General features: G+C 61.7%; 27 protein-coding genes. 11 read left to right on the forward strand and 16 right to left on the reverse strand.

All coding sequences use genetic code 11. From position 1 onward, the window contains the following. Positions 1–10 precede the first annotated feature (10 nt). Both arsB and AB4Y82_RS08490 read right to left on the reverse strand, forming a co-directional pair. Positions 11–1,093 (reverse strand): ACR3 family arsenite efflux transporter, encoded by a 1,083-nt coding sequence (gene arsB / locus AB4Y82_RS08485; protein ID WP_441603955.1) that lies wholly within the window; start codon positions 1,091–1,093, stop codon positions 11–13. Continuing rightward, complete coding sequence (locus AB4Y82_RS08490) at positions 1,090–1,608, reverse strand: arsenate reductase ArsC (protein ID WP_441603956.1); 519 nt, start codon at positions 1,606–1,608, stop codon at positions 1,090–1,092. The genes arsB and AB4Y82_RS08490 overlap by 4 nt, the downstream gene beginning before the upstream one ends. A 95-nt stretch (positions 1,609–1,703) precedes the next feature. Between AB4Y82_RS08490 and arsH the strand changes: the two genes are divergently transcribed. Next, on the forward strand, positions 1,704–2,498 hold the full coding sequence (gene arsH / locus AB4Y82_RS08495) for an arsenical resistance protein ArsH (RefSeq protein ID WP_441603957.1): 795 nt from the start codon (positions 1,704–1,706) through the stop codon (positions 2,496–2,498). Positions 2,499–2,547: 49 nt separating this feature from the next. Here the strand turns inward: arsH and AB4Y82_RS08500 are convergent, their stop codons facing one another. The 4 genes from AB4Y82_RS08500 to AB4Y82_RS08515 all read right to left on the reverse strand — a co-directional run bounded on the left by AB4Y82_RS08500 (position 2,548) and on the right by AB4Y82_RS08515 (position 6,252). Continuing rightward, positions 2,548–3,378 carry an SOS response-associated peptidase family protein gene (locus tag AB4Y82_RS08500; protein ID WP_441603958.1) on the reverse strand — a complete coding sequence of 277 codons (831 nt, stop codon included), beginning with the start codon at positions 3,376–3,378 and terminating at the stop codon, positions 2,548–2,550. Between the two features lie 236 nt (positions 3,379–3,614). Further along, positions 3,615–3,950, reverse strand: a complete 336-nt coding sequence (locus AB4Y82_RS08505) for a helix-turn-helix domain-containing transcriptional regulator (RefSeq protein ID WP_441603959.1) — start codon at positions 3,948–3,950, stop codon at positions 3,615–3,617. Between the two features lie 23 nt (positions 3,951–3,973). Beyond that, positions 3,974–4,351: a type II toxin-antitoxin system RelE/ParE family toxin gene (locus AB4Y82_RS08510; RefSeq protein WP_441603960.1), complete on the reverse strand. Its 378-nt coding sequence runs from the start codon at positions 4,349–4,351 to the stop codon at positions 3,974–3,976. Between the two features lie 473 nt (positions 4,352–4,824). Next, complete coding sequence (locus tag AB4Y82_RS08515) at positions 4,825–6,252, reverse strand: amidase (protein ID WP_441603961.1); 1,428 nt, start codon at positions 6,250–6,252, stop codon at positions 4,825–4,827. A 283-nt stretch (positions 6,253–6,535) separates the two neighbouring features. Here AB4Y82_RS08515 and AB4Y82_RS08520 point away from each other — a divergent pair, with 283 nt between their 5' ends. Then, the gene (locus AB4Y82_RS08520) at positions 6,536–7,111 is read left to right on the forward strand and encodes a TetR/AcrR family transcriptional regulator (protein WP_441603962.1); all 576 of its coding nucleotides are present in this window, start codon (positions 6,536–6,538) and stop codon (positions 7,109–7,111) included. Positions 7,112–7,149: 38 nt separating this feature from the next. Here AB4Y82_RS08520 and AB4Y82_RS08525 read toward each other — a convergent pair whose 3' ends face one another. Together AB4Y82_RS08525 and AB4Y82_RS08530 are read right to left on the reverse strand one after the other, a co-directional pair. Further along, on the reverse strand, positions 7,150–7,374 hold the full coding sequence (locus tag AB4Y82_RS08525; RefSeq protein ID WP_441603963.1) for a DUF2798 domain-containing protein: 225 nt from the start codon (positions 7,372–7,374) through the stop codon (positions 7,150–7,152). Between the two features lie 59 nt (positions 7,375–7,433). Next, a complete protein-coding gene (locus AB4Y82_RS08530; protein WP_441603964.1) occupies positions 7,434–7,862 on the reverse strand; it encodes an ester cyclase in 429 nt (142 codons plus the stop codon). Positions 7,863–8,010: 148 nt separating this feature from the next. On the opposite strand from AB4Y82_RS08530, the gene AB4Y82_RS08535 reads away from it, so the two are divergent. After that, a complete protein-coding gene (locus AB4Y82_RS08535) occupies positions 8,011–8,898 on the forward strand; it encodes a LysR family transcriptional regulator (protein WP_441603965.1) in 888 nt (295 codons plus the stop codon). Positions 8,899–8,934: 36 nt separating this feature from the next. On the opposite strand, the gene AB4Y82_RS08540 is transcribed toward AB4Y82_RS08535, so the two are convergent. Both AB4Y82_RS08540 and AB4Y82_RS08545 read right to left on the reverse strand, forming a co-directional pair. Then, positions 8,935–9,453: a VOC family protein gene (locus AB4Y82_RS08540; protein WP_441603966.1), complete on the reverse strand. Its 519-nt coding sequence runs from the start codon at positions 9,451–9,453 to the stop codon at positions 8,935–8,937. 12 nt (positions 9,454–9,465) lie between these two features. Next, a complete protein-coding gene (locus AB4Y82_RS08545; protein ID WP_441603967.1) occupies positions 9,466–10,674 on the reverse strand; it encodes an MFS transporter in 1,209 nt (402 codons plus the stop codon). A 186-nt stretch (positions 10,675–10,860) separates the two neighbouring features. On the opposite strand from AB4Y82_RS08545, the gene AB4Y82_RS08550 reads away from it, so the two are divergent. Beyond that, on the forward strand, positions 10,861–11,769 hold the full coding sequence (locus tag AB4Y82_RS08550) for a LysR family transcriptional regulator (protein ID WP_441603968.1): 909 nt from the start codon (positions 10,861–10,863) through the stop codon (positions 11,767–11,769). 120 nt (positions 11,770–11,889) lie between these two features. Here AB4Y82_RS08550 and AB4Y82_RS08555 read toward each other — a convergent pair whose 3' ends face one another. From AB4Y82_RS08555 to AB4Y82_RS08575, 5 genes are all read right to left on the reverse strand, one after another. Beyond that, positions 11,890–12,258 (reverse strand): hypothetical protein, encoded by a 369-nt coding sequence (locus tag AB4Y82_RS08555; protein WP_441603969.1) that lies wholly within the window; start codon positions 12,256–12,258, stop codon positions 11,890–11,892. Positions 12,259–12,274: 16 nt separating this feature from the next. Continuing rightward, positions 12,275–12,859, reverse strand: a complete 585-nt coding sequence (locus AB4Y82_RS08560) for a hypothetical protein (RefSeq protein ID WP_441603970.1) — start codon at positions 12,857–12,859, stop codon at positions 12,275–12,277. A gap of 127 nt (positions 12,860–12,986) precedes the next feature. Beyond that, positions 12,987–13,661 carry a hypothetical protein gene (locus AB4Y82_RS08565; protein ID WP_441603971.1) on the reverse strand — a complete coding sequence of 225 codons (675 nt, stop codon included), beginning with the start codon at positions 13,659–13,661 and terminating at the stop codon, positions 12,987–12,989. Positions 13,662–14,024: 363 nt separating this feature from the next. Next, a complete protein-coding gene (locus AB4Y82_RS08570; RefSeq protein WP_441603972.1) occupies positions 14,025–14,606 on the reverse strand; it encodes a TMEM175 family protein in 582 nt (193 codons plus the stop codon). 90 nt (positions 14,607–14,696) lie between these two features. Then, positions 14,697–15,242, reverse strand: a complete 546-nt coding sequence (locus AB4Y82_RS08575) for a DoxX family protein (RefSeq protein ID WP_441603973.1) — start codon at positions 15,240–15,242, stop codon at positions 14,697–14,699. 261 nt (positions 15,243–15,503) lie between these two features. Between AB4Y82_RS08575 and AB4Y82_RS08580 the strand changes: the two genes are divergently transcribed. Both AB4Y82_RS08580 and AB4Y82_RS08585 read left to right on the forward strand, forming a co-directional pair. Then, the gene (locus tag AB4Y82_RS08580) at positions 15,504–15,878 is read left to right on the forward strand and encodes a BlaI/MecI/CopY family transcriptional regulator (RefSeq protein WP_441603974.1); all 375 of its coding nucleotides are present in this window, start codon (positions 15,504–15,506) and stop codon (positions 15,876–15,878) included. Positions 15,879–15,886: 8 nt separating this feature from the next. Beyond that, on the forward strand, positions 15,887–17,425 hold the full coding sequence (locus AB4Y82_RS08585) for a M56 family metallopeptidase (protein WP_441603998.1): 1,539 nt from the start codon (positions 15,887–15,889) through the stop codon (positions 17,423–17,425). A gap of 47 nt (positions 17,426–17,472) precedes the next feature. Here AB4Y82_RS08585 and AB4Y82_RS08590 read toward each other — a convergent pair whose 3' ends face one another. After that, positions 17,473–19,548 carry a TonB-dependent receptor family protein gene (locus AB4Y82_RS08590; RefSeq protein WP_441603975.1) on the reverse strand — a complete coding sequence of 692 codons (2,076 nt, stop codon included), beginning with the start codon at positions 19,546–19,548 and terminating at the stop codon, positions 17,473–17,475. A gap of 246 nt (positions 19,549–19,794) precedes the next feature. Here AB4Y82_RS08590 and AB4Y82_RS08595 point away from each other — a divergent pair, with 246 nt between their 5' ends. The 5 genes from AB4Y82_RS08595 (at position 19,795) to AB4Y82_RS08615 (ending at position 25,566) form a co-directional block, all read left to right on the forward strand. Further along, positions 19,795–21,471 (forward strand): PQQ-dependent sugar dehydrogenase, encoded by a 1,677-nt coding sequence (locus AB4Y82_RS08595; protein WP_441603976.1) that lies wholly within the window; start codon positions 19,795–19,797, stop codon positions 21,469–21,471. Positions 21,472–21,679: 208 nt separating this feature from the next. Beyond that, positions 21,680–22,123, forward strand: coding sequence for a MarR family winged helix-turn-helix transcriptional regulator (locus tag AB4Y82_RS08600; RefSeq protein WP_441603977.1), 444 nt, complete (start codon positions 21,680–21,682; stop codon positions 22,121–22,123). 93 nt (positions 22,124–22,216) lie between these two features. Next, on the forward strand, positions 22,217–22,543 hold the full coding sequence (locus tag AB4Y82_RS08605; protein WP_441603978.1) for a hypothetical protein: 327 nt from the start codon (positions 22,217–22,219) through the stop codon (positions 22,541–22,543). A 313-nt stretch (positions 22,544–22,856) separates the two neighbouring features. After that, positions 22,857–25,181: a SpoIIE family protein phosphatase gene (locus AB4Y82_RS08610; RefSeq protein WP_441603979.1), complete on the forward strand. Its 2,325-nt coding sequence runs from the start codon at positions 22,857–22,859 to the stop codon at positions 25,179–25,181. Continuing rightward, entirely contained in the window at positions 25,171–25,566 is a 396-nt protein-coding gene (locus tag AB4Y82_RS08615; protein WP_441603980.1) for an STAS domain-containing protein, read from the forward strand. The genes AB4Y82_RS08610 and AB4Y82_RS08615 overlap by 11 nt, the downstream gene beginning before the upstream one ends. Positions 25,567–25,572: the final 6 nt, after the last annotated feature.

The raw sequence follows: 25,572 nt of genomic DNA on the forward strand, positions 1-25,572 counted from the left end.
CGTTGAGTACTCAGGCCGCGTCAGCCTCGTACCAGCGCTTGCTCACGGTCACGATCCGAACCACGGAGAGCATCACGGGCACTTCAATCAGGACGCCCACCACGGTGGCCAATGCGGCGCCGGAGTGCACGCCAAACAGGCCCACCGCCGTGGCCACGGCAAGTTCAAAGAAGTTGCTTGCCCCGATCAGCGCCGATGGCGCCGCAACACAGTGCGGCACACCGAGCTTCCGATTAAGCAGGTACGCGAGGCCGGAGTTGAAATACACCTGGATCAGAATCGGCGCCGCAAGCATCGCGATGATCAGCGGCTGGGCGAGAATCTGTTGCCCCTGGAAGCCAAAAAGCAACACCAAGGTCAACAGCAACGCGCTCAGCGAGATCGGCCCCAGCCTGGCCAGCAATCGCTCAAGCGCGTCCTGCCCGCCATGCGCCAGTACAGCGCGACGCAGGACGACGCTGATCAGCACCGGCACAACGATATAGAGCATCACCGATAGCATCAGCGTATGCCACGGCACCGTAATCGCCGAGATGCCGAGCAGCAGTCCCACGATCGGCGCAAACGCAAACACCATGATGGCGTCGTTCACCGCGACCTGGCTCAAGGTGAAATTGGGCTCGCCACCGCACAGGTTGCTCCATACGAAGACCATCGCCGTGCACGGCGCCGCGGCAAGCAAGATCAGGCCCGCCACATAGGAATCAAGCTGATCCGCAGGCAGCCATGCCGCGAACACGTGCCGAATGAAAATCCAGCCCAGCAAGGCCATCGAGAAAGGCTTGACCGCCCAGTTGATGAAGAGCGTCACGCCAATGCCTTTCCATTGGCGACGCACACCCGCCATCGCGCTGAAGTCGATCTTCAGCAGCATGGGGATGATCATCAGCCAGATCAGCCCCGCCACCGGCAGGTTGACCTTGGCCACTTCCATGCGGCCCAGCGCTTCGAACGTACCGGGCAACACATGACCGAGCAAGGTGCCTGCCACGATGCACAGCGCCACCCACAAGGTCAGGTAACGCTCGAAGAAACCGATGCGGGCCACCTCCGCCTGCGGCGCGACATCCATGGCAGTGGTCGCCTCGGTCATGCGACATCCTCGTTGTCGTCTTCACCGGTCAGCGCACCGATACCATCGAGCGCCCACTTGAGGTCTTCCTGACTCATCGTCTCGACAGGCAGGCTCAACAACGCCATGAGGCGATAAGTGATCAGCATATGTGCCTTGCGGAAGGCTTCATTGATGGCCACGGGACTGCCCTTGACCGCCGCCGGATCGGGCAGCCCCCAGTGCGAACGCACGAAATCGCCAAACAACACCGGGCACGGCTCGTTCGCTGCGCTATCACAGACGGTGATCACGATATCCAGCGGCGGCGCGTCTTCGCCGACGAATCGGTCCCACGACTTGCTGCTCAGCCCCTCGATAGGAATGCCCGCCGTCGCCAGCTCCTCCAGCGCATAGGCATTGACCTGACCCGTCGGCTTGCTGCCAGCGCTATACGCCTCGAACCGCCCTTTACCCAGGTGATTGAGGGTGGCTTCGGACAAGATGCTGCGGGCCGAATTGCCAGTACAGATAAAGAGAACGCGACAAGGATGCATGGTGCCTGGTACCCAGGGTGGCAGTGACGGTTGTAATTCTATATTTCCATAATGATAGAATCGTTACATCGACGCAACCGGTTCGAAAACCCGCCATGACGCTGCACGACCTGCCCCACATCACGGCCGACGCGCTCGACAAGCCCAGCCTGGAAAAGCTCGCCCTGCCCGCAGGCTCCGATCATCCGCCACGGATCCTCATCCTCTACGGCTCATTGCGTCCGCAGTCGTTCAGCCGAAAACTGGCCCTTGAAGCCGGGCGGATTCTTCAACAGTTCGGCGCCGAGACCCGCGTATTTGATCCTCACGACCTGCCCGTCCTGGACAGCGTGCCGGCGAGCCATCCCAAAGTGCAGGAGCTGCGCGAGCTTTCCCTGTGGTCGGAAGGCCAAGTGTGGGTAAGTCCCGAGCGCCACGGTGCGGTGACTGGCGTCTTCAAGAACCAGATCGACTGGCTGCCGCTGGAAGAAGGCAGTGTCCGCCCCACCCAAGGCCGCACGCTGGCCGTCATGCAGGTTTGCGGTGGCTCGCAGTCGTTCAACGTCGTCAATGCGCTGCGCATGCTCGGCCGTTGGATGCGCATGGTGACCATCCCCAATCAATCGTCGGTTGCCAAAGCCTGGCAGGAGTTTGACGAAAGCGGCCGGATGAAACCGTCACCGTATTACGACCGCGTGGTTGACGTGATGGAAGAGCTATTCAAGTTCACTCTGATGGTGCGTGACCGTAGCGACTACCTGGTTGACCGCTACAGCGAACGCAAAGGCGCCGCCGAAGCACGTGCCTTGTCCGCCGCGGCAAAGGTCGTGGAAGTTGTCGCCGCATCGACTGATCCTCAGGACAGTGCACGTTCGAAATCGCCCCGCTGCTGCGCAAGCGGAGGCTGTTGAGCCTGCTGATCTGGCTCGGGAGGCACACCAGCCCCTCTCTGCGCGAGCTCTACGCCGCGATCTTGTGCGCGTAATACGGCCGCGCCCGATCGTCCAGGATCGTGTACAGCGCGGCGAGATTATTCGGATCGGGATTGAGCCAGGCATCGATGTGCTCGGGCTTGATGGGAATGATGCAGCGGTCGTGACCGGCGGCGGCCACTTCAGGCGGCGGTTCGTCGGTGATCGCGGCGAACGAGAACAAGTCGACGCCGTGATCCGCGCCTGGCGAGATATTCCAGAGGCACGCCACCAGCATTTCCTGTGCGGGCTGCGGATCGAACTCTAGCTTGACGCTCTCTTCCGTCTCGCCGGGCGCCAGCTCCCTGCCCTCCATCTTGTGCCGTGCCACGCTTTCATAAAATCGGGTCACGATCATGATGCCGTGGCGATAGCCGAACAGCTTGCTCCAGGACTCCTCGAGTTTGTCGCGGCGCGCATTGTAGGTACCTGGAAATCGACGCTCGATCGCATCGTTCCAGCCTGGCAGACGGCACTGGTAGCGCATGGGAACGACAATGCGCTGACCATCGCGCTCGACCATCACCGGGGCATAGCTGCCGGGATAGATGAGCGAGTCCTTGTCGAGCAGCTCCTTGCGCTCAAGATCCTCCAGATTGCGGCGCGCCGCCTTGATCTTGTTGGTGGCGATGCGCTGATCTTCGGCAGCCTTTTTGGTCGGCTTGGGCCCAGCCAGGATGGCCTCGGCATTGAGCAGCCGCTCCGTCTGCAGCGTCAGCTCCGCCTGCAGCTTCTCGACCCACTCCCGATCGCCCTCGGCGACAATCCTGGCCAGCTCAAACCCCTCCTCGCCCCGCGGCTTTCGGAACGGCTCGCGCATGGCCTTGGGGATCTTGTTCCAGCCGCCGTCCTTGCGCTTCTCCCAGAACAGCTCGACGAAGCGCTTCAGGCTGATGACGGCGCCGAACTCCCGAACGAACTTGTCGTAGTCGGCTTCGATTTGCGCTGAGTAGCACATGGCACTGAGCTTACAACTGCCGTGTGGTGCGGCATGTCAAGACGCGATGAGGCCACACCCATTTTTCGCCGCCGTTGCTGCTGTCCTGCGAAACCCGGTTATGCCGCCCCTGCCGGAGCCACGTGGGCAGACACGAGCGGGGCATCGAGCACTGCGCGCGTGAGCTGCCGAAAAATCGCGCCGAGCGCATCCATGCCGGGGTTGCCGTTGGCGGACAACATTCGATGCAAGCTCTTCGATGGCGTGCCCGTGGCCTTGGCCAAGCCCTCGAAACCGATCAGGCCATGTGTAAGGTCACGCATGAGCAAGCGCGCGGCCTCGGTCTCTCCGTTGAGAAGCATGGAAGTCGCCTCGTCCAATAGGGCGCGGGCGAAAGCTGCGTCGTTTTGAATACGGTTCGCGATGGTCTCGCGATAGTCGACAGTCAGTGCCATGGCGTAGCGACTCCGAGCATGAATCACGTGATGGGTACGGCTTTCTTTGATTTCGTTGCGGTGGCAGCTTTCTTTCCTGCCACCCTCTTCTCGGCTTTGTATTGGGCCACCAGCAAGCGGGCAATCGCGATCGACTTTTGCTGGTCGCTTTTGTCACTACCGGCCAACAGCACGATGAGCTGCTCGCCATCCTGATGGACATATATCCGGATGCCGGGCCCCCAATCCAGACGCCACTCGGCCACTCCACAGCCAAGACCTTTCAAACCTGCCGTATGCCCGGCCGCCAATCGGGCAATCACTGCCGCGACTTTTGCGGCCGGAACAGCTGCCAACGCATCGAAAAACTCGCGGTAACGGTTCCGTCCATGGTTATCGATGAATTCCTTCACCTGCTTCACAAGGCGTCCTTTCCCTGCTCATTGAAAGTAACATATACGTTACCTTTTGTCAAAGGCCGCCAAGCCATTCTTTCCCTCTGCGTCCCCAGGACGTCGCGGCGGCAGCTCATTCGCATCCAACAACGACGGATGTCGCGTTGCGATTTACATCGCATGGCGTGACGTGCATTGGTATGCCCGAAATTCCAAATGCGGTTCGCAAAGCATCCGATCCACGACTCTGGCAACACACTCGAGAATTAATCCTTCAACGGCCACCAGGAGAGCGCCACAAGCGCATGGATTGCGTCAGCGTAGGCATCTGCCTCCCCATGGTGGTTGCGAGAAATGGGGGCAGGTTCATCGCTATCTCCAGCCTTCGATTTGAGAAGTGAACCTGCCCCGGCGTCTACCGTTTTTGAACTTCGTGACGCCCGGGCCAAGCCATCGCTGACTCGGCCCAATCCAATGCCGTTGACGGCGCCAGTGCGGTATTACGATGCGATGCCCATGTTGGCCAGGCTGGGGTGCAGGTCGCGGACCGGACTGAGGACTTCCAGCAGCGCACCCAGGTGCAGAATCGTGGATTCGGCAAACCACGGCGCCACCAGCTGCACACCGATCGGCAGGCCATCCTTGCTCGTGCCAAAGCGCATCGACATGCCCGGCAAACCGGTAACGCTCAAGGGTGCGGTCGCATCCATCACGTGCAAGGAAGAAACCGCCTGGCCGTTGATGACGAACTCCGCTGCGTCATGCGCATGCGCCGGCACCGGCGTCACCGGGCAGAGCAACGCATCATAGCGAGCGAAGTACTGAGCGAAGCCGTCACGCATCGTCTCGATCTGTTGTTCGGCGATCACAAAGTCTTCGATCGAGGTGTCAGGCGTGTCAAAGACGCCCTGGACATGCTTGTAGATCAGCGCTTCGTGCCCGGCCGTCGCCTTCCTGAAGGCAGGCTTGGTCTCCATGGCCTGAAGTTTCCACAGGAGTTCGAGCGCATTGATCTGCTCCAGCACGGGGATGCGCACCTCTTCCACGATCACTCCTGCACTCTTCAGCGCTTCAGCCGCGGCCTTGACCGTTGCCGCGACATCGTTGTCGACGGCGCCAAAACCCGGCTCGACGAGCCAGCCGACGCGGACCCGGCGGTTCGGCATGGCTCCAACGCCGGCATCCAGGGTGGTTGGGCTGGTGGAGAATCCATCAGCGCCGTCCGGACCTGCCAGGAGCTCATAAGCGAGTGCAATATCGCGAACCGAACGAGCCATCGGGCCGGCGTGCCAGAAACGACGCGGCACGCGCGGCCAGACGCCGGTCATCGGGATTCGACCATGGGTTGCCTTGAGACCAATGACGCCGGTCAGGGCCGCCGGGCCGCGCACCGAAATAGCCACGTCCGTCGCCAAGCCGATGGGCGACATGCCCGCCGCGATGGCCGCCGACTCACCACCGCTTGATCCACCCGGCGTGCGATCAGGATTCCATGGATTGAGCGTGCGGCCCGAAAGCAAATTGTCACTCTCGATCCAGTAGGAGAACTCCGGGAGATTGGTCTTGGCCAGAAGAATGCCGCCCGCCTTCTTCATTCGCGCGATGGCGGTGGCGTCGCTATCGGGAATACGCCCCTTGAAGATCGGCGAGCCCAATTGGGTGAGCACGCCCGCCGTGTCGAAGGAGTCCTTCGCGGTGAAGGGAACGCCGTGCAGCGGGCCAAGTTTGTCACCCGCCAGAACGGCAGCCTCAGCCTCCTTCGCCGCTTTCAGCGCCTCGTCCGCCATGGCGACGATGGCATTGATCTTGGGATTGGTCTGGTCGATGCGGTCGATATGCGCCTGTACGACCTCGACGGGTGAAACTTCCATGGTGCGGATCAGCTCGGCGAGCCTGGTTGCATCCTGGTAGATAAGTTCGTTGCTCATAGGGGGAGTCTCAACGTGTTTGACAGGGGGATAACAAGGTCAGAGAGCCGGCCTACCTAACGCTTGTTAGGTTGGAGGATAAGCATCATACTATCCGCCCGTCAACCACTTTTCGGTGCGCGGGGTTTGGCCCCGGCCTTGGCTGTTGAGAGAATGCATCGTGAAAAGCGGGGCCGAATTCCGCCCCCCCGCTCGTGCGATCAACTGGCCGGCGGCCTGCAGGTGAACACCATTACCGAGCTGGCGTGCTACCTGCGCAGCTCAAGTCATCGAGGATAGATTCGTGGATAGTCAGGCAGGCACAAGTTCCAGGGACAAGATCCTGGACGTCGCGACAAAGATTGCGCAGGCGCATGGCTACGGTGGCCTGAACCTGCGTGCGCTTGCAGAAGAAGTTGGCATCAAGGCGGCCAGCCTCTACCACCACTTCCCAAGCAAGGCCGACCTTGCGGCCGCCGTTGCCAGGCGCTACTGGGAAGATGCGGCCGCGGTACTGGAAGTGCTGTCTACCAAGACTCCCGATCCTGCCGACCGCTTGCGACGATTTCCAGGAACCTTCCGAAAGTCGCTGGAGAACGACAACCGCATTTGCTTATGCAGCTTCATGACCGCCGAGTTCGACGATCTTCCCGACGCGGTAAAAAAAGAGGTCGAGACCTTCACCGACGTCAACGTCGCGTGGCTCGGCAAGACGCTTGTGGCGGCGGGCATCGTGGGCACCAAGGACGCCAGGAAACGCGCCAACGCCATTTTCGCCGCCGTAGCGGGCGCGCAGCTGATGGCGCGCGGTCGCTCCGATATCAAGCTTTTTGATGCCTTGATCAAGAACTACCAGGCGGCCGGGCTGCTGCCATCGTAAGCGCCCTCGCCCGCCAGGCTGCCCTCCGGTGACGCCCGTTATTCGGTGATCGCACCTGCCAACTTCCGGATGACGGGAGCCGCCATCACCACGAGCGGCAGCATGATCACCCATGAATAGAGATAGGCGTGGACCCAATGGGATAGAAAAGTCCCGCTGGATACGAAGGGTGCGCAGGCTATGCCGGCGGCAATCGAGCAGGTAATTCCTGACTGGATCACACCAAAGACATAGTGGGAGTATTTTTTGGGAAGCTTGCGCATCGGGATAGCCTGCCGATGCGAAAGCGCGAACGCGCCTCGCACAGCATGGTCAGTTCGTCTCACTGATCCTGCCGCCGCACGGCAGCCAGGCTGCGCTGAACTTCCAGTGCATTGCGCTCCACCCAGTTGTGTTGAAGCAATCCATCCTTTCGCACGTGGATGACCGAGGTGCCCGTCATGCGGATCGGCGTCTGGCAAGGCTCAAATCCCATGAAGCCGTTGTTGCGGCCGGTAACGATCCAGCGTGTAACGACCCGGTCCCCTGCGTCATTGGGAAACATTTCGACAATGTCGAACTTGAAGTCGTTGATGGAACGCAGGAATGCCCCGACCCATGTCTTGAAGGCAACACGCGGTTCAATCAAGACGCCGCCCGAGGTGACCCCGAAGTCTTCGGCCACGATGTGATCGGCCGCCTCGGGGTTCTTGCCCTGCCACACTTCGCGCCAGAATCGTTCGACGATTTGAACAGCATGCTTCTCGGCCATGGGATCAGTCTCCTGCGTATTCGCCAGGTTTGAGGTGTTGGCGCCTTGCGTACTGAGAACTCTCGGCGCGGTAGGGAGGCAGTTTCAGCTGTTGCTGTCAAGAAGTAAAACGAATAATATTTCTCTCATTTAGAAATATTTCTTATTTATGAATGCATCCGACATCGACCTTGATCTGCTGAAGGCCTTCATCGTGGTGGCCGATCAGGGCAGCTTTACGGCGGCCGCGGAAGTCATCGGCCGCACCCAGTCCGCAGTCAGTCAAAAGCTGCTTCGACTTGAAGACGCGCTGCAGATGCGCCTGTTTGAAAGAACAAGCCGATCGCTGCATCTGACCAAGGATGGAGAACGGGTGCTCGTCGCGGGCAGACGCCTGCTCGATCACTACCAGGCATTCATGCAGGAGGTTACGCAGCCGCCGAAGGCATCGGTACTCAGGCTCGGCATTTCGGAAAACCTGCTGCAGACACAACTACCTCACCTGCTCGCTGGATTCCGTCGCCGCTATCCCGAAGTCGCACTCGATCTGACTACAGGCTCCAGCCAGGACTTGCTCGCAGCCCACGAATCGCAGCAACTGGATCTCGTCATAGCCAGGACGCCAAAGAGCGGGGCCTTGCGACGCGGGCGTGTGATCTGGCGCGAGCCTCTGGTCTGGGCCGCCTATCCGGGATTCCGGATGGATCCGAAGACTCCCGCACAGCTGGTGATGATGAAACCGCCTTGCGTGTATCGCGAGACCATGATCGAAGCGCTGGAGTCAGCGGGACGCGAATGGACGGCGGCCTGCACCGTCGGCAGTTTCAGTGGCGTGCGGGCGGCGGTGCTGGGAGGTTTAGGCGTAACGGTGCTGAGCAAGTCCCTGGTACAGGAAGGCATGAAAACCATGGCGCCCTCCCGGCACTGGCCAGCTCTGCCGACCGTCGAAGTGTCAGTACTTGGGGAGTCGCCTGAGACGCGCCATATCGTCGAGACCCTGACTTCGCTGCTGATCGAAGCACTGACCGAGGGTGCGTCCAGGAGAGTCAGAAAATAACGCCTGCGCAGAGGCACGACGGCGTCTGACCAGAGCCTACGCCTTGCAGTGCCTGGACGATGCATCCCCCACCCACTGATAGGCCTTCCCATTCGGGTAGGAGACCAGCTCAAGCTGCATGCCCCACGGGCTGAGGAAATAGACCCAGGTTTCGCCAGCCGATGGACCTTGCGTCATCACCGTGGGCTCGCCGAGGACGGTAAGGCCGATCCGGTGCAGGTATGCCACCGCCCTATCCATGTCATCGACATAGAACGCCAGGTGGTGGCCACCGATATCCGAGTTTCGCGGCGGGGTTTTCTCCTGGGTTTCGGTCGGGGCATAACCGAAGATCTCCAGATTCGTATTGCCGGCGGTCATCATCACGATCCTGTCGATGACCGCGTCGCTGGCAACGTTGAGGTGCACCGACATCCAGTCATCGCTGGACGCGAAGGGGCCAAATTCATAGGCGACTTCGAAACCAAAATGATCGCGAAAGAACGACACTGCTTCGTCGAGGTTGGGCACGGTAAAACCGACGTGATCAACTTTTTTGATGCCGGGAATGCTCATGTCTTCTCCGAGTTACTTTGATGCAAAGCCCCTTTGGTGATTTCCCGCGGACTCGGCAGTCGTTGCCGGAAATGCTCCGCCAGGCGATGTGTCGCCAACTTCAAGCGCTCGAGGTTTTCCAAGTCGAGCGATGAACGGGATCGTCAACAACGCCAAGCCCGCCATCGCTGTTGCCAGATAGCCCACCGCACCCAGGCCCCCATGCGGTATGACCAAGCCTCCGATGATGGCGCCAAGTCCGATGCCTGCGTTGGCAGCTGAAACATTGAGCGTGCCCGCCAGCGCCTGGGAGTGCGAGGCCACCCGCATGACGCGCACCTGGCAGATCGGAAACAGGGCTGTGTAGGCAACGCCCCAAAGCACGAACGGTATGTCGAACCAGCCACCGGCGCGTGCGAGCGACACGCTCGCCGCCATGCCGACACCAAGGATCACCACGAAAAGGGACGTGGCCCCCAGTGGACTGCGATCGACCGCGCGGCCGCCGAGCCAGTTTCCGATCAGTCCGATCGCGCCAAACCCCATCAGCCACCAGCCAACCCGCGCAGGCGCAACGCCAACCAAGGTTTCCAGCGTGTCCGCCAGGTACGTATAGGCGGTGAACATCGCCGTGAAGATCAGCACCGACAGACCGACATGGGCGACAAAACGCGGGTCCTTGAGAATGCGCGCCTGCTCGACGAGCCGCATGCGTCGTGGAAGTTCCAGCGTCGGCATGAAGGCCGCGATCAACATCGCCATCAACAGCGACAGGCCAGCCAACAACGCAAAGGCGGTGCGCCAACCAAAGGCGTGCGCGGCAAGCGTGCCCAGCGGGATGCCAAACAACAGCGCCGCGGAAATGCCCAGATACACCATCGATACCGCGCGCCCGGCGTGCTGGGATCCGGCAAGTTGCCCGGCGGTCTCGCTGGCCGTGCCCCAAAACACCGGAAGCAAGAGCGCAGCCATGAATCGCGCCAACGCCAGGACCCAGATGTTCGGCGCCATCGCAGCCAGCGCATTGGACGCGGCAAAGATCAGCAGGATGATCACGAATAGACGCTTGCGTTCAATATGCGACAGCAGGCCGGTCAACAGCGGGCCGAACAGCATCACCGTGAATGCAAAAAGCGTAACAAGTTGTCCGGCGGCAGAAATGGAGATGCGCAGTTCGCGCGCCAACGCAGGCAATAAGCCAACGATCACAAACTCGGTAGTGACGATGACGAAGGCGGCCACCGCCAGGATGGCGATCGCTCCAGCGCCGCGCCCGGACGGCGTGCCGCCCGGCGTCGCTGTTGGCAGAGAAGACATGAACGTATCGAGGACTAGTCAGGGTTTCACTAGCTTATTGCGGATACGTAATCTCTATTAGGGTATTATTTCCATATATTCTGGATGGATTTTCCATAATTAGAGCGCAAGATGACTCCGTCGGAACGACTGAAAGGGCTTGAGGCGTTCGTCTTCACCGCCGACGCCGGCAGCTTTACCGCAGCGGCCGAGCGCTTGAATCTCACCAATTCGGCGGTTGGCAAAAGCGTGGCGCGACTGGAAGCGCGACTGGGCGTGCGCCTGTTCGAACGTTCCACTCGAACACTATCCCTCACCGATGCGGGCGCCGCGTACTATCAGACTTGCGCGCGCGTGCTCACGGACCTCGCGGAAGCAGAATCGGTACTCGCTGCGCAACGCGTGGAGCCCATCGGTCATCTGCGCCTGGATCTGCCTGCTGCTTTTGGTCGCATGAAGGTGTTGCCGGTGTTGTTGCCGTTCTTCGAGCAGCATCCCAACCTTCGTCCGCATCTGTCATTCACGGATCGCTTTGTCGATATCGTGGATGAAGGCATCGATGTGGCCGTGCGTATCGGCGGCGCGAATATCTGGCCAGAAGCCGTGGGACATCGATACCTGGGCGCCGAACGCCTGAGTCTGTGCGCCTCGCCTGCGTATCTCAAACAGCATGGCGCGCCACAGTCTCCTGCAGAACTCACCCGGCACGCGGCCATCGTCTACGGCCGAGCCGACGGCAGCACCAGCCCCTGGTTGATCGCACAAGAGGCCGGCCCGCCGGAACCATGGACGGTGCAAGCAACGATGGCCCTGGGCAGCGGCGAGGCGGTGGTCAGCGCCGTCAAAGCCGGCTGCGGCATTGCCCAGCTGGCGACCTGGCTAGTGAGGGACGAATTGCAGCAAGGGACGTTGGTGAAGATTCTTCCGCAGCTGGAAGTGGAAGGCCTGCCGCTCAATCTCGTGTGGCCGCGCAGCCGTCAATTGCTCCCCAAGGTTGATTCGATCCTCAAACTGCTTACTGCCTCGCTGCGTATCGACTGAGGCCGCCGGCGCTACTCGTGCAATCGTTATCACCCCGCGGCCGCCGGTATAGCCCCACTCCCCTGGACAGTCGGACTCCTGGATCGGAAGTGGACCGTTCGCCCTGAAAATCCATCGAAGCTAGACGGCTGCAGAGCCGCCCGTCTCCGACTTGCCCGATGGCTGCTTTCGAACCAGAACGTAAGACACGCAAGCGGTGGCTGGAAAAGCAATCGCATGCCATAGCGGGAACATGCCCAACCACCTGGCCAATTCACTCCAAGACCACGTCATCAGTGTCGTGAGGAGCGCGATCCCGAACGGGACGGGAACGACGACGATGGTTGCCGGCCCCCACGACGGGGTGAGCAGCAAGGTCGCGACGACGACAAGCACGAGCGACCTTCGAGAGTCAGGCATGCGCCTGGCAGCGAACCAAACAGCGAGCACGGCAACAAACATGATCGCAGTGAGGCCCAGATAGACCAGCAGCATGGAGAGATAGATCATGCCCACCGCCCTCAAATCACTTGCTGGTCATGTGGTAATACGGATCAACCGAGCTGATCAAAACGCCCATTTCCGACTGGATATAACGGTTTGCCGTGCTATCGGGGTTGGCCGTGACTTCTTGATGCACCGGCATGTCCTTCAGAAGCGCTCCAGTCTGCGCATCGAAGACGTAGATCCTGGCGCTATAGCCGACTCGTGGCGGCTTGTAGCCCCCTTGGGCGTGCATGCCGCCGCGAAACTGAAAGAAGCTCGGGACCAACAGTGGATTGACCTGCAAGGCCAGCCGATACGGCGGTTTTGATGCCTTGCCGGACGAAAGAATGCCACTCTTGAACGCAGCGTCATCATCTTCTACGAGATGAATGACAATGCGACGCTGCTCGGCCCATGCCGAGAAAGCCTTGTCGACCAAGGCGCAGCTTTGGTCTTCGCTGGTGCAGGCCACATAGGCCGTGAAGCGAGGATTCCCATCGTCGCCAAACAGCGCCATCGACTTCAGCGACTGTTGCTCACTCTGGCCAAGCACGGTCGGCGACCGGGCACATCCCTGGAGCATCATCCCCAAAACGATCACTGCGATCAGCACCTGTGGCCGCACGCGAAGCCCCTTTCCGATCGTTCAATTCGCCATTGAGTGTGACGGCCGCCCGGGTCGCCGGCAATGTCCCCGATGAGTCGGGCGCAAACCTTACCCCTGCCCTCGCCGGGATTCCAACTGCAGCGTGCTAATTGATCTGTGCAGCATGCATGCGTCGCACGCGTACAGTACTGCCGCCGTCATAGGTCACCACATACGTGGAACCTTCATGCGTCTGCTTCACCACTTGCAAGGGGTCGGCGAGCACGGCTTTTTCCAGAACATCTTTGTGATAGGCCGCCAATTCGCCCGTGGGAATCAGCATCAGCGGCGGACTGATCTGCTGGAAGTGGTTGAAATGACTGCCGCATTTCGTCGTGGTGGCATCGAACTTGAACCAGCCCTGCCCGCAGCTCTGTCCAGACACTTCCGGCAGACGCTTCAGCCAGATGAAGTACTTGTTCTCATGCGTGATCCACAAGCGGTTATGTCTCGTATCGTTCCCTCCGATGTCGTCGGAGTTCCAATAACGGACCAGCGAGGCCTCGTGGCAATCCGCCGATGCACACTCCTGCAGTACCAGGTATTCGTTGTCCTGCAGGTGGATGGGCTCGATGCTGAGGATGTCGTCCTTGACCAGGGGCTGTGCGGGAAACACCACCGACGGCATGCGCGGATCGACCTTGAAATCGCCGGAGATCAGATAGCCGCCAGACTCCGATGAATACGGCGGCGCCGTGACCTTGACGGCAGGCAGGGTCGTCTGCGCCCAAGTGCAAAAGCTCGTCACAACCAGGACGCCGGCGATCAGTACGTGTCTCACGGGACCTCCTATCCTTGAACAAAGCGCTCTCATTCCAGCGGCCCTGAGCCAGGCGGCGCACATCGGCGAGCCAACGCAAGGTACGTCACTCAGTCAACCAAACGATCACCATCATTCTTGCACAGCCGCGCGACCTCTTCCCTCAGCTCATCCATGCGCCTGTGCTGGCGATACAGCACCGTGCTTGCGAAGACGTAGCATAGCGGCAGCCCGATGATGACGACGCCCGTAAAAAATCGCGCCCCGGTTGCACGCGAAATCCGCTCGCCCGAGCGTCTGCCATGCCTTCCCGTCGCAAGCAGTCCTTGCGCCTTTTGGATCGAGCCCCGGGCGAGCCGTCTGCGGCGACCGCACAGAATGCCGCTAAGTGCGACTGGAGGCATCCGGTCGCAAGTAGATGATCAGGCAGCAACAGATCAGGGCCATTGCCACCAGCGGATGCCAGGCAGCGATGACGGCAGCCGCCACAAAAGTGGCCAAGGTGGTCAGTGACCGGATCTTCATCACCCGTCGATCCGCGGCAGTCACTTTATGCGCGCCTTGCCGATCGATTGCCTCCTTGCACAGCAACACGTAGGTGGCATTGATCAGGGCGAAGACGACGGCGTAGAACAACACGGGAACGGACGCCAGTCCCGACTCAGCGATCCACGCGGTGGTAAAGGGCACAAAGGACACGCTGAACAAGTGCGCAAAGTTCGTCCATATCAACGAGCGCGAAGCCTCGGCGACGTATCGACACACATGGTGATGATTCACCCACACGATCGCGAGAAAGAGATAGCTCACCGCATAGGCCACGCCTGAAGGCCAGAGTTTTCCCAGCGCTGCGAACGACGCCTCATGCGGAGGATGCAATTCGAGCACCAGGATGGTGATGATGATGGCGAACACGCCATCGGAAAAGATCATCAGCCTTTCAGGACTCTTGCTGGGAACGGTCATGACAGTCTCCACTCGTCGCTGTCCACCGGATCGAATCGCTTGCGAATCGCTGGCAAGGTCCTGCCGGCAACTCCACCATCGGCAAGTCGATCAGCTCGATCGCCGCTTGCGAAGAAAGCCGTCGACCGAGAACGGGCCGGCGCCGCCGATGCACAACGCAATCAATGCCGCCAGGTAGAGAAGATCCGTTTCATACCCAGGCTGACCGAAATGCGCACCAGCGGCATCGTAGGACATCAGTTTGATCGAACTGAAACCATTGGGCAGATGAACCGTAACGATGGCCACCAATAACACAATGGCCATGGGCAGCGCGGCAACAGGCACGAAGGCGCCGCAGAGCACAAGCAAGCCACCAACGACCTCGATGGCAATCGTCGCCCAGCCAGACACCTCGGCGAAAGGCATGCCCATCGCGTGGAGAATCGCGACAAACGCCTCCGGTCCACGGGCCAACTTGGCATAGCCGTGCTCGACGAAACCAAATCCGACGATGAGTCGCAGCGGCAGCGCGTACCACGACGCAGGCACCGGTAGCGGCGAAATGGCAAGGTTGCGTAGAAAACGAGTGATAGGTGTCAAAGCAGGTTCCTCGATGCAACGGGTCTGCCGCAGGAATTCCGGGACTGACTCCATAGCCCATTCGCCAATGATCCTCCAAGAGTTACCTGCAGCGACAAGACGCCTGCCTGATGGTCCGGGTCGAGTGCGTTGACCAACGTCCAGGTCTGGGCCGGCGAACGCGACTTGTGGCGCCCATAGGCGCGCATCGTCTGGCTGTCCCTGGATCCGGGGCCAACCCGCATTGGCAGAATGGCCCATCTACTAATGATCTAGTTGACAATCACGCGCCGATGCATAGAATCTACTAACAACATAGTAGATGGATGCGTCGCCATGAAGATCTCGCTCACCGACCGAGAGGCGGATGTGATGCAGGTGCTATGGGACCACGGCCCCTCGGTCGTTGCGGAGGTCCGCGAGCGTCTAAGCGATCCCCTTGCCTATACCACGGTGCTCACGGTGCTGCGGACCTTGGAAGCGAAGGGCTATGCAGGGCACGAAGAGGAAGGTCGCGGTCATCGCTATTTTGCCAGCGTGAAGCAGCAGGCGGCGCGCAAGAACGCCCTGCAGCATCTGACCGACAAGTTGTTCAAGGGCTCGACGGAATTGCTGTTCTCGCACCTGGTGTCCGATCAGAAACTGAGCCCGGAACAGATCAGGCGCATGCGCCAGTTGCTGGCTGCACAGTCCGACAAGGACAAGCCGTAATGCTCTCCATGATTGGTTATGTGCTGATCGTAGGCGTGCTACTGGGCCTGGCGGCGCTGATCGCTGAACACGCCGCCACGCAGCGCCAGGCATCAAAGCGCTGGATCTGGTTGACCACCATGATCGCCTCGTTGCTGCTGCCGGTGATCATTCCCAACGTCACGATCCAGGTGCCGAGCCTGATCAAGCAGGCACGCGTCCAGGAACGGATCGTGTTGCGTGAGGCAACCTCGGTGCACCTCCCGATGGCAGCCCTCGATCACGGCATGCAGAACGCCAGCATCGCACCCGCCCGGCTCGAGACGTTGTTTCATGGGGTCTGGCTGGCAACTTCACTGCTCGTTTTGGCTGGATTGGTGCTCAGCGGCAGCCTGCTGTATTGGCGAAAACGCTTGTGGTCGCGGGGAAATCTCCTGGGCACACCGGTGCTGGTCGCCCCGGATGCCGGACCCGCCGTCGTCGGCTTGCTTCGCCCCTGCATCGTCATGCCGACCTGGTTACTGCAACAACCCGCCGCGCGGCAGCGATTTGTTCTTGCACACGAGCAATCGCACCTGGACGCAGGCGACCCGCACGTGCTTTCCATCGCGCTGTGTTTGCTGGTTGCCATGCCGTGGAATCTACCGCTGTGGTGGCAATTCCATCGGCTGCGTCGCGCCATCGAAGTGGATTGCGACGCCCGCGTCCTCCGCGGCGGGTCGGCCGTGAAGGGCTACTGCGAAACATTGATTCAAGTGGGACAGAACCAGTCCCGCTCCATAGGCGCCGTGGCTGCCATGTCGGAGTCCGGATCATTTCTTGAGCAAAGGATCAAAATCATGTTGCTTAAACCAGGGAAGCGTGCGCGCTTGACCGCGCTGGCGATGATCGGTGCCGCGGTAGGCATGGCGGCATTCGCGGCGCAGGTGACGCCGCCCAACGTGGCCGATGCCTCGGCGCAGCAGGCGGTGAATGTGAGCCCCGCCATTCTCGCCAACTATGTGGGCACCTATCAATTCGGCCCTTACTCGGTGATGACGGTGAAGCTGGAAGGGGCGCAGCTATCCACGCAACTTACCGGGCAGCGATTCATTCCCATTTATCCGAGCAGCAATGTTGCGTTCTTCCTGAAAGTGGTCAAAGCACATATGAATTTCGTGGTGAATGCGCAAGGCCAGAGCACGGCCATCGAGTTCTACCAGAACGGCAACCACGTCTTGGCGCCGCGCATCGACGCGGCAGCGGCCCAGGGCATCCAGACCGCACTCGACACACGTGTGAGCGCCCAGCAGCCCTATCCCGACAGCGAGCAGGTCTTGCAGATCCTGCTTGCCTATAATCCCGACGCTCCACGCCTGAGCCCCGATCTGGCCGCGCTGATGCGCGAACAGAAGCCGCGCGCCGATGCCTTTCTAAGCGGGCTTGGTCCGGTCACATCCCACGAGTTTGCCGGAGTCACGCCCCAGGGATGGGACAAGTACCTGGTTCGCCATCAGAATGGCACCGAGGAAGTTGCCTTTGTGCTCGACCGTAATGGAACCATCGACGGTGCGTTCCGCCGCCCGTGAGCCATCCGCTGCACAGTCGTAGCTCCCCAACTGATGGACAACATTCCTCAGAACACCAGCCTCGCGCCGAACATCCACGTTCGGCCCGGGGCTGGTTCGTAATAGCGACCATTGCCGTCGTTGACGATCACCGACCCGACATAGCGGTGGTCAGCAAGGTTGTTCACGCGGGCGCTCAGTTGCACGTGTGTCGCCTGCCCCAGCGGGAAGCTGTAGGTTACATCGGCGTCCGCGACGACATAGCCGGCGGCGCGGGCGGTGCCAAAATCGTTGGCTGTCGTCGGGCCCGCCGCGGTAAGCGTGAGGCCCTGGCTCCAGCGCGCGTCGCCGCCATGGCGCAGCAGCAAGGAGCCGTAGTCCTCCGGCACGCCTGGCATGCGGCTGCCGGCGCGCACCGGCACGTTCGGCGCGAGGCATGGCGTGGCGGTGCAAGTGAGGAAATGGCTGCGGAACTGCGCCTGCAAGTGCGTATAGCCGGCGACCAGATGCCAGGATGGCGCGATCTCGCCATCCATCGATAGCTCCACACCCTGCCGCCTCGCCTCAGGCACGTTGCGATAAGTGGTGCGTCCATTGACGCTGGTATCGATGGCCAGTTCGTCGCGCGTGTCGGCGCGGAACAAGGCCGCGTTGAAAGCGAGTGCTTGCGTGGCCTGCCACTTGGCGCCCAGCTCGATGTTGCGGCTGCGCGCGGGCCGAAGGTTGAGGGCAAGGCCCGGCGCGCCATCACTGCGATATCCCAGCTCGTTGTAGCTGGGTGTTTCGAAGCCTTCGCCGTAGCTGGCGTAGAGCCGCAGCGTCTCCCCTGGCCGCCATTGCAGGGCGGCGACCGGCGTGGTGGCAGAGTAGTTTACGTCGCCGCTGTCATCGGGATTCGACGGCGTGATGTAGTAATCGTGCGCACTGAAGCGCACATCGTCATGCCGCAATCCGAGCGTCAGCGCCCACGCTGGCGCAAAGTGCCAGTACCACTGCGCATACGCGTCCACGTTGTTGACGTTGTCGTCCTCATCGCGACGCAGCGCACCTTTCACGCCCAGCGTGTCGCCCACGAAGTTTTCGTAGCCCAGGCGGTGCTGCCGCTGGTAGTCGCCACCGCCGCCGAGCACGAATTCGTCATCGCCACCCAGCCAGTCGCCGCGATGCGTCCAGCGAAGATCCGCGCCGCCGTAGTGCGTATCGGGTTGAACAACGCCGCCGGGTTGTAGCGGATTGGCTTGCGTGGCGACGGGGATGGATTGGTACTGGGTGATCTCGCGCTGGCCGTAATACGCCATTGCGCGCCATTGCCCATCGTCGCCGGAAGGCCGTTCGTAGATCAGGCCCAACTGGTCCTGACGAGTGCTCTTGCGCGTGTCGAACTGCTCCGCCGCGGGCGACGCCTGCCGCGGATCAGCCTGAAGCTGCGCCTTGGTGAGGCCCATTGGATCCTGCGCCACGGGCTGATCCAGGTGGTTCATCACCAGCGTGAGTGTCTGCCCCTGCCCCAGGTCAAAGCCGAGGCGCGCATGTGCCGTCTGGCGATTGACGCGGCTGTGGTCACGGTAGCCGCCCGATAGCCACTGCGAAGCGGCGACGTTGTAATCCATGGCGCCGACGGTGCCGCGCGTGTCGGCGAGATAGCGGAAACTGTCGTTGCTGCCAGCGTAAACGCCCAGCGTGGTCTGCGCCGTGGCTGTACCCGGCGCGCTCCACAGCTGCACCACGCCACCGGCGGCGTTGCCGTAGAGAACAGAGAACGGGCCGCGCAACACCTCCACACGCTCGGCTACATCAAAATCGAAGTGCGACACCTGGCCCTGGCCATCCGGCAACGTCGCGGGAATGCCGTCGACATAAAGACGAATGCTGCGCACACCGAAGGTACTGCGCGAGCCGAAGCCACGGATCGATATCTGCTCGTCCTGCGCATAGTTCTGCCGGTCGCGTGCCAGGATGCCGGGCACGCCCACCAGCACCTCCGAAAGATTGACACCGGGATTGCCGACTTCGGCCGGCGCCACCTTGACGATGCTGAGCGCCGCGGGAACATCCAGCGCAGGCATGTCGAGGCGACTGGCATTGACTTGCACGGCCGGCAACGTGGCCTGCTGTGCACTGGCCATCCACGGCCAACACGTCATGCACGCTGCGCCGATCATCAGGTGGACACGCCGCGGATGCATCGCCCCTCCCGTGGCATCGAAGGCAGCAGACTATCATCACGAATAGACATCGATGGATGCAAGTGACAAATATGTCATCCGCGACATGCGCCACTTGCACGCGCGCTAGGGCATGCTTGCAGCCTCGTCATGTCATCTGGACGTCCGTTTGATGGCCCATGACTTTTACATGACAGTGCTTCCGCCCTACCCCCAAGGAACGACATGAACGGCTCAAGGCCCGCCCCCAAGTCCCGCCGTGCCGGCACGCTCCTGGCGCTCGCTTCGTTGATCGGCATTGTTTCAATGCATGCGTTGGCCCAGCAGGACCTGGCGCGTTTCCATAATGCGCCCGCCTCCACGGACAAGACGCCCAATCCCTACGCCGGCAAGGCTGACGCGGCCAACGACGGCAAGACGCTGTTCGGCTCGTATTGCGCGGCCTGTCATGGCGCGGCTGCACAGGGCAACGGGAACGTGCCGCCGCTGGCGAGCACAACGGTGAAGAAGGCTCCGCCCGGCGCACTGTTCTGGTTCATCACGCACGGCGACGTGTCCAACGGCATGCCTGCATGGGACTCGCTGAGCGAAGACCAGCGCTGGAAGATCGTGACGTACCTGGATTCACTCGAACCCGGCAAGGCCGCCGCAGACGCACCCAAGGCCGTCGCTTCGATGACGCCGGGCAACTGGCCCGCGCCGACGCCGCCCTTCACCGATTTCCGTTACGAATCGCCGGGTACCAGCCGCAAGATCACGGCGGCCGACCTGCCCAAGCCCTACGCCACCAAGTCGGCCGGCAATGCACCGCAGCTGGTGGCGCGCCCGGCCGATGTGTGGCCCAAGGCGCCGCCGGGTTTCAAGGTGGCATTGTTCGCCACCGGACTGAACAATCCACGCCTGCTGCGTACGGCGCCCAATGGCGATGTCTTCGTGGCCGAGACCGGGGCGGGCCGCATTACGATGTTCCGCGGCGTCACCGCCGATGGCCATCCGAAGGAAACGCACGTCTACGCTACCGGACTCAACCAGCCGTTCGGCGTCGCGTTTTATCCGGCCGTCCATCCGCAATGGATCTACGTGGGCAATACGGATGCCGTCGTGCGTTTCGCGTACAAAGACGGTGATGTGCAGGCGTCCGGCAAACCCGAACACATCGCCGACCTTCCGCACAGCGACGGCGGGCACTCCACGCGCGATATCGCCTTCTCGCCGGACGGCGCGCGCATGTACGTTTCGGTCGGCTCCAAGTCCAACGTGGACGATACGGACACCACGCCGGAAGAAAAGAACCGCGCCGACATCCTCGTATTCAAGCCCGATGGCTCGGATATGCGCATCTTCGCCAGCGGTATCCGCAACGCCGTCGGGCTCGCGGTCGATCCCAGGAGCGGCGAGTTGTGGTGCTCGGTGAACGAGCGCGATGGCCTGGGCGACAACCTGGTGCCCGACTACATCACCCACGTGCAGGAAGGCGGCTTCTACGGCTGGCCATGGTGGTACATCGGCAACCACCAGGACCCGCGCCACGCCGGCAAGCATCCGGAGCTGGCCAGCAAGGCCATCGTGCCCGATGTCCTGCTCAATCCCCACAACGCCTCGCTGCAACTCACCTTCTATGACGGCGCGCAATTCCCCGAGGCCTATCGCGGCGACATCTTTGCGTCTGAGCATGGCTCATGGAACCGTTCCGCACGCGTCGGTTACGAAGTGATCCGCGTGCCGCGCCACGGCACCGCACGTGCCAGCGGCGACTACGAGGACTTCCTCACCGGCTTCGTGCTGCCCAGCGGCCAGGCCTGGGGTCGCCCCGTCGGCATCACCACGGCAGGCGATGGCTCGCTGCTGGTCAGTGACGATGGGTCCAATGTGATCTGGCGGGTGAGCTACGGCGGGGGCTGAGGGCGATCGCCGCCCCCGTGGTCGTCGCCACGGCGGTTCGACCTAGCGAAAGTATCGATGGGCCGGAAGCGGACCCCGGCCCACGCGATCCAGATGCCCAAAACCACCTTGCAATGGTTGGGTACTCATCCACCCAGTCGTTTCCCCGGGTGACGTAAACTTGACAGTTTAACTTGCAAGTTAAACTGTCAATCTCTAGACTCGCCCCATGGTCAAGACACCCCATTCCAAAGCCACCATGGCATCGGCAGCCAATGAACTGGCGACGGCTGTTGGGCAGTTGCTACGCCGCCTGCGGTCAGAGACGGCCACGGATGAACTCAATCTTTCGCAAGCCGGTGTACTGGAGAAGCTGGATCTGCACGGCCCCATGAGCACGGCGGATCTCGCGCGCGCCGCATCGATGAAGCCCCAATCGATGCGAACGGTTCTCGCGAACCTGGAACAGGAGGGACTAGTGGAGCGCAAGCTTCATCCGTCCGACGGTCGCCAAGTTCTTTTCGCAGTGACGGGCAAAGGCGTCGACGTTCGACGCAAACGCGGCCACGCCAAGCGCGAATGGCTGCTTGCTGCATTGATGCGACTTGAGCCCGACGAACAGCGAACCATTCTGGATGCGATCCCGCTGATCAAACGCCTGGGCGAGCCATAACCCAACGCTGCCGGGTTCGTCGCGTAGTTCGTCAACTGGGTGGATGTGTCTTCTCGGCACTCAACGCCTTACAACCTGCAAAGGAGTGACATCGTGGTCACGTGGCTTCACGATCTTTCCTATTTCTTCGGCGGCGTGTTTCTCGCCAATGCCTTTCCTCACTTTGTCTGGGGCATCTCCGGACGTCCATTCCAGTCGCCGTTCGCCCGCCCACGCGGTGAGGGCCTGTCGTCTTCGACGATCAACGTCATCTGGAGCTTCGTGAATTTCGTGCTCGCCTATCTTCTGCTTGTTCGCGTAGGCAATCTCGATATCCGCGACGCGCAACCCATGGTGGCGCTGGGACTTGGCGCGTTACTGATCAGTCTTGCGCTGGCCAAGCGATTCGGTCGCTTCAATGGCGGCAACCTGCAGAGTTGATCTTGCATGCGCCTCCTGCGCCCGCGGGAGGCTAGGGAATGGTTCGTAATCCATGTCCGCCCCGGTTAGAAAACGGACATTCAAAACCATCTACTACAGCGACAAATGTGCGACATCGACGCCGATGTTCGCCCATAGCGGCTCCGCCAACGCGGCGCAGGCGGTCATCCCAGTCGCGCGCGTTCTGAATTCGGGTGCAAGGCCAACACGCACGGCCTGAGAGCAAATGCGTCACAGCGCACAACGGTCATCCGGCTGTCTTGCCGAAACGGGCCGCGCATGGCTGAATGGCAAGGTCTACAGGGGTTTCGCCATGGTTTTGCGCAGCATCGCTACGCGGCTGTCTCTCTGGGTGCTGGCCGGCTCCGTGTTGGTGCTGGCCATTGCCGGCGGCGTGCTGTTCTACCGGGTCAGCGGACAAATCCTGGAGAAAGCGCATGGCGAAGCGACGGCGCTCGCCAATGAGGCGGGCAACCGGATCGAACAGCGCCTGGCGCGCGTAGCCGACACCGCCCAGACCCTGGCCGTTGTGGTGGGCACGCATCCGGACGGCGCCGAGGCCACGCTGCGCGGCGCGCTCGCACGCAATGCCGATCTTTCCGGCCTGGCCGTGGCCTTCGTGCCCACCGCTGACAACCCGACCGTGTCGCCTTTCATCAATCGTCAGGACGACGGCTCGCTGGGCTGGCGTGACCTGCGCAAAGACAACAACCCGTACTGGGACACGAATTGGTTTCAGGCCGGCCTGAGCTGCGCGCAAGGTTGCTGGCAACGCCACTTCTATTCGCAGTCGCGTCAGCGCGAAATGATCAACTACTCCGTGGCCATCAGCAGCGGCGGCCGCCCGACGGGCCTGGTCAACGCGGACGTCTCCCTGGATTGGCTCAGCCGCATTTTGAAGGAGCTCGGCAAGCCCGCTGGCGCCTATGCCTTTGTGCTGGACGAAAGCGGCGCGTACCTTGCCCACGACAACCCTGCCCTGGTCGGCAAGCGTGGGCAGGCCAATTTGCTGGAGGCGCTGGCCAGTCACCAGGCCAGCCGCGTACGGCTTGCCGTCGCGCAGAACCCGCAGGCTCAAGGCAAGCCGGTGTGGATTTACTTCGTGCCCGTCGAAGGCACGCACTGGCGCTTCGGCCTCGCCATACCGGAGACCAAGATCTACGCCGGCGTGCGGCAAGCTTTCATGCAAGCGTTGTTGCTGGGATTGCTCGCCCTGCTCGCCCTGGCGGTGATCACGCTGGCGGTGACGCGACGCATCCTGACCCCACTGGGCATGCTCGCCTCGCGCGCCGAGCAGGTGGCACGCGGCGCACTGACCTTTGAATTGCCCCCTCCCCGCTTCCCCGATGAGGTCGGCCGCCTCACCCAGGCCTTCGACCGCATGCGCACGGAGCTGGCACTGCACATCGCCGAGCTCACCCGCAACGCGAAGGAACAGCAGCGCCTGGCCAGCGAGCTGGACATCGCCCACCAGATTCAGACGGCGCTATTGCCGGGCGAGCACTACCTCGACGCGCACTGCGAAAACTTCGAGCTGCACGCGCTGCTTCGACCCGCCCGCGCTGTGGGCGGCGATCTCTACAGCTACTTCATGCTCAACGAGCGGCGCTTCTGCGTGATGGTGGGCGACGTGTCCGACAAGGGCATTCCCGCCGCACTGTTCATGGCGCGCACCATCACGCTCGCCAAGGCACTGGCGCCAAGAGCGCGCTCGCCGCAGCACCTGCTGTCGATGCTCAACGTCGAACTCTGCCGCAATAACGACAGCTGCATGTTCGTGAGCCTGCTGTGCGGCATGCTCGATACCACGACCGGAGAACTGGTGATGGCCAGCGCGGGCCATGAACCGCCCGTGCTCTGCGACGCGGACGGCGTCCGCCTGATCGAACTGGATACCGGCGCCGCCCTCGGCCTTGATGACGAGGCCCGCTATCCGCCGCGTACACTGCGCCTGGGCCCCGGCCAGACTCTGCTGCTCTACACCGATGGCATCACCGAGGCGACCGACACCGATCAGCAGTTGTTCGGCGCCGAACGCATGCTGGCCTGCCTGGGGCGATCCCCGTCGGGATCCGCCGCCGATCTTGCTGCCGGCCTGCTGGCCGAGGTCGACCGTTTCGCCGAAGGCGCAGGGCAAGCCGACGACATCACCGTCCTCGCCCTGAACTGGCATCATGCCCTTGCCGACGGGAATGCACTCATGCTCGAGCTGACCATCCATGCGTCGATGGACGATGTGTTTGACACGCTTGATCGCTGCGACACCTCGCTGCGCGACCAAGGCGTGTCGCCCGCCGTGCGGGACGACGTGCGGCTGGTGCTGGAGGAACTCATGGTCAACATGGTGCAGCACGGTCATGCAGGCGGCGCAGACCGCAAGATTGAACTGCACATGCGTCTGGGCGACGACGCCGTATTGATCGATCTCCACCATGATGGACATCCCTTCGATCCCTTGCAGGTACCCACGCCCGCGCTCACCGGCGATGTTGCCGACGCCGACGAAGTCGGCGGCCTGGGCATCCACCTCGTGCGCGCCATGGCCAGCGAACTCAGCTACAGCCATGACGAGCATGGCAACCACTTGCAGCTACGCTTCCTCCATCCCGCACGACCGGAGCCAGACCATGACGTTTAGCCTGAACGTTGAAAACGAGTCGCCCAAGCGAACCATCCTCCATCTCCATGGCCGGCTCGACGCGCAGACTTTCAATGATTTCGATCTGGCCATGCTGGACCTGCTCCCGCGCGTCCCTGAGGAAAGCACGATCGTGCTGGACCTATCCGAACTTGGGTACATCAGCAGCGCCGGCCTGCGCAGCATCGCCAAGATCCGTCGAACCATGCGTGCACGCAACGGACACACGCTGCTGCTCAATCCCCAGCCGCAGGTGCGCAAAGTGTTTGACATCGTCAAAGCGGTGCCGGTGAACGAGGTGTTTGCCGACGCGCGGGAACTCGATGAGTATCTCGACCGCATGCAACGCAACATCACCGGTGACGACCCGGCCGGCGATCCCTGACGCATG

The sequence above is a fragment of the Dyella sp. 2YAF14 genome (assembly GCF_052114725.1).
In the GTDB taxonomy this organism is placed as follows: domain Bacteria; phylum Pseudomonadota; class Gammaproteobacteria; order Xanthomonadales; family Rhodanobacteraceae; genus Dyella.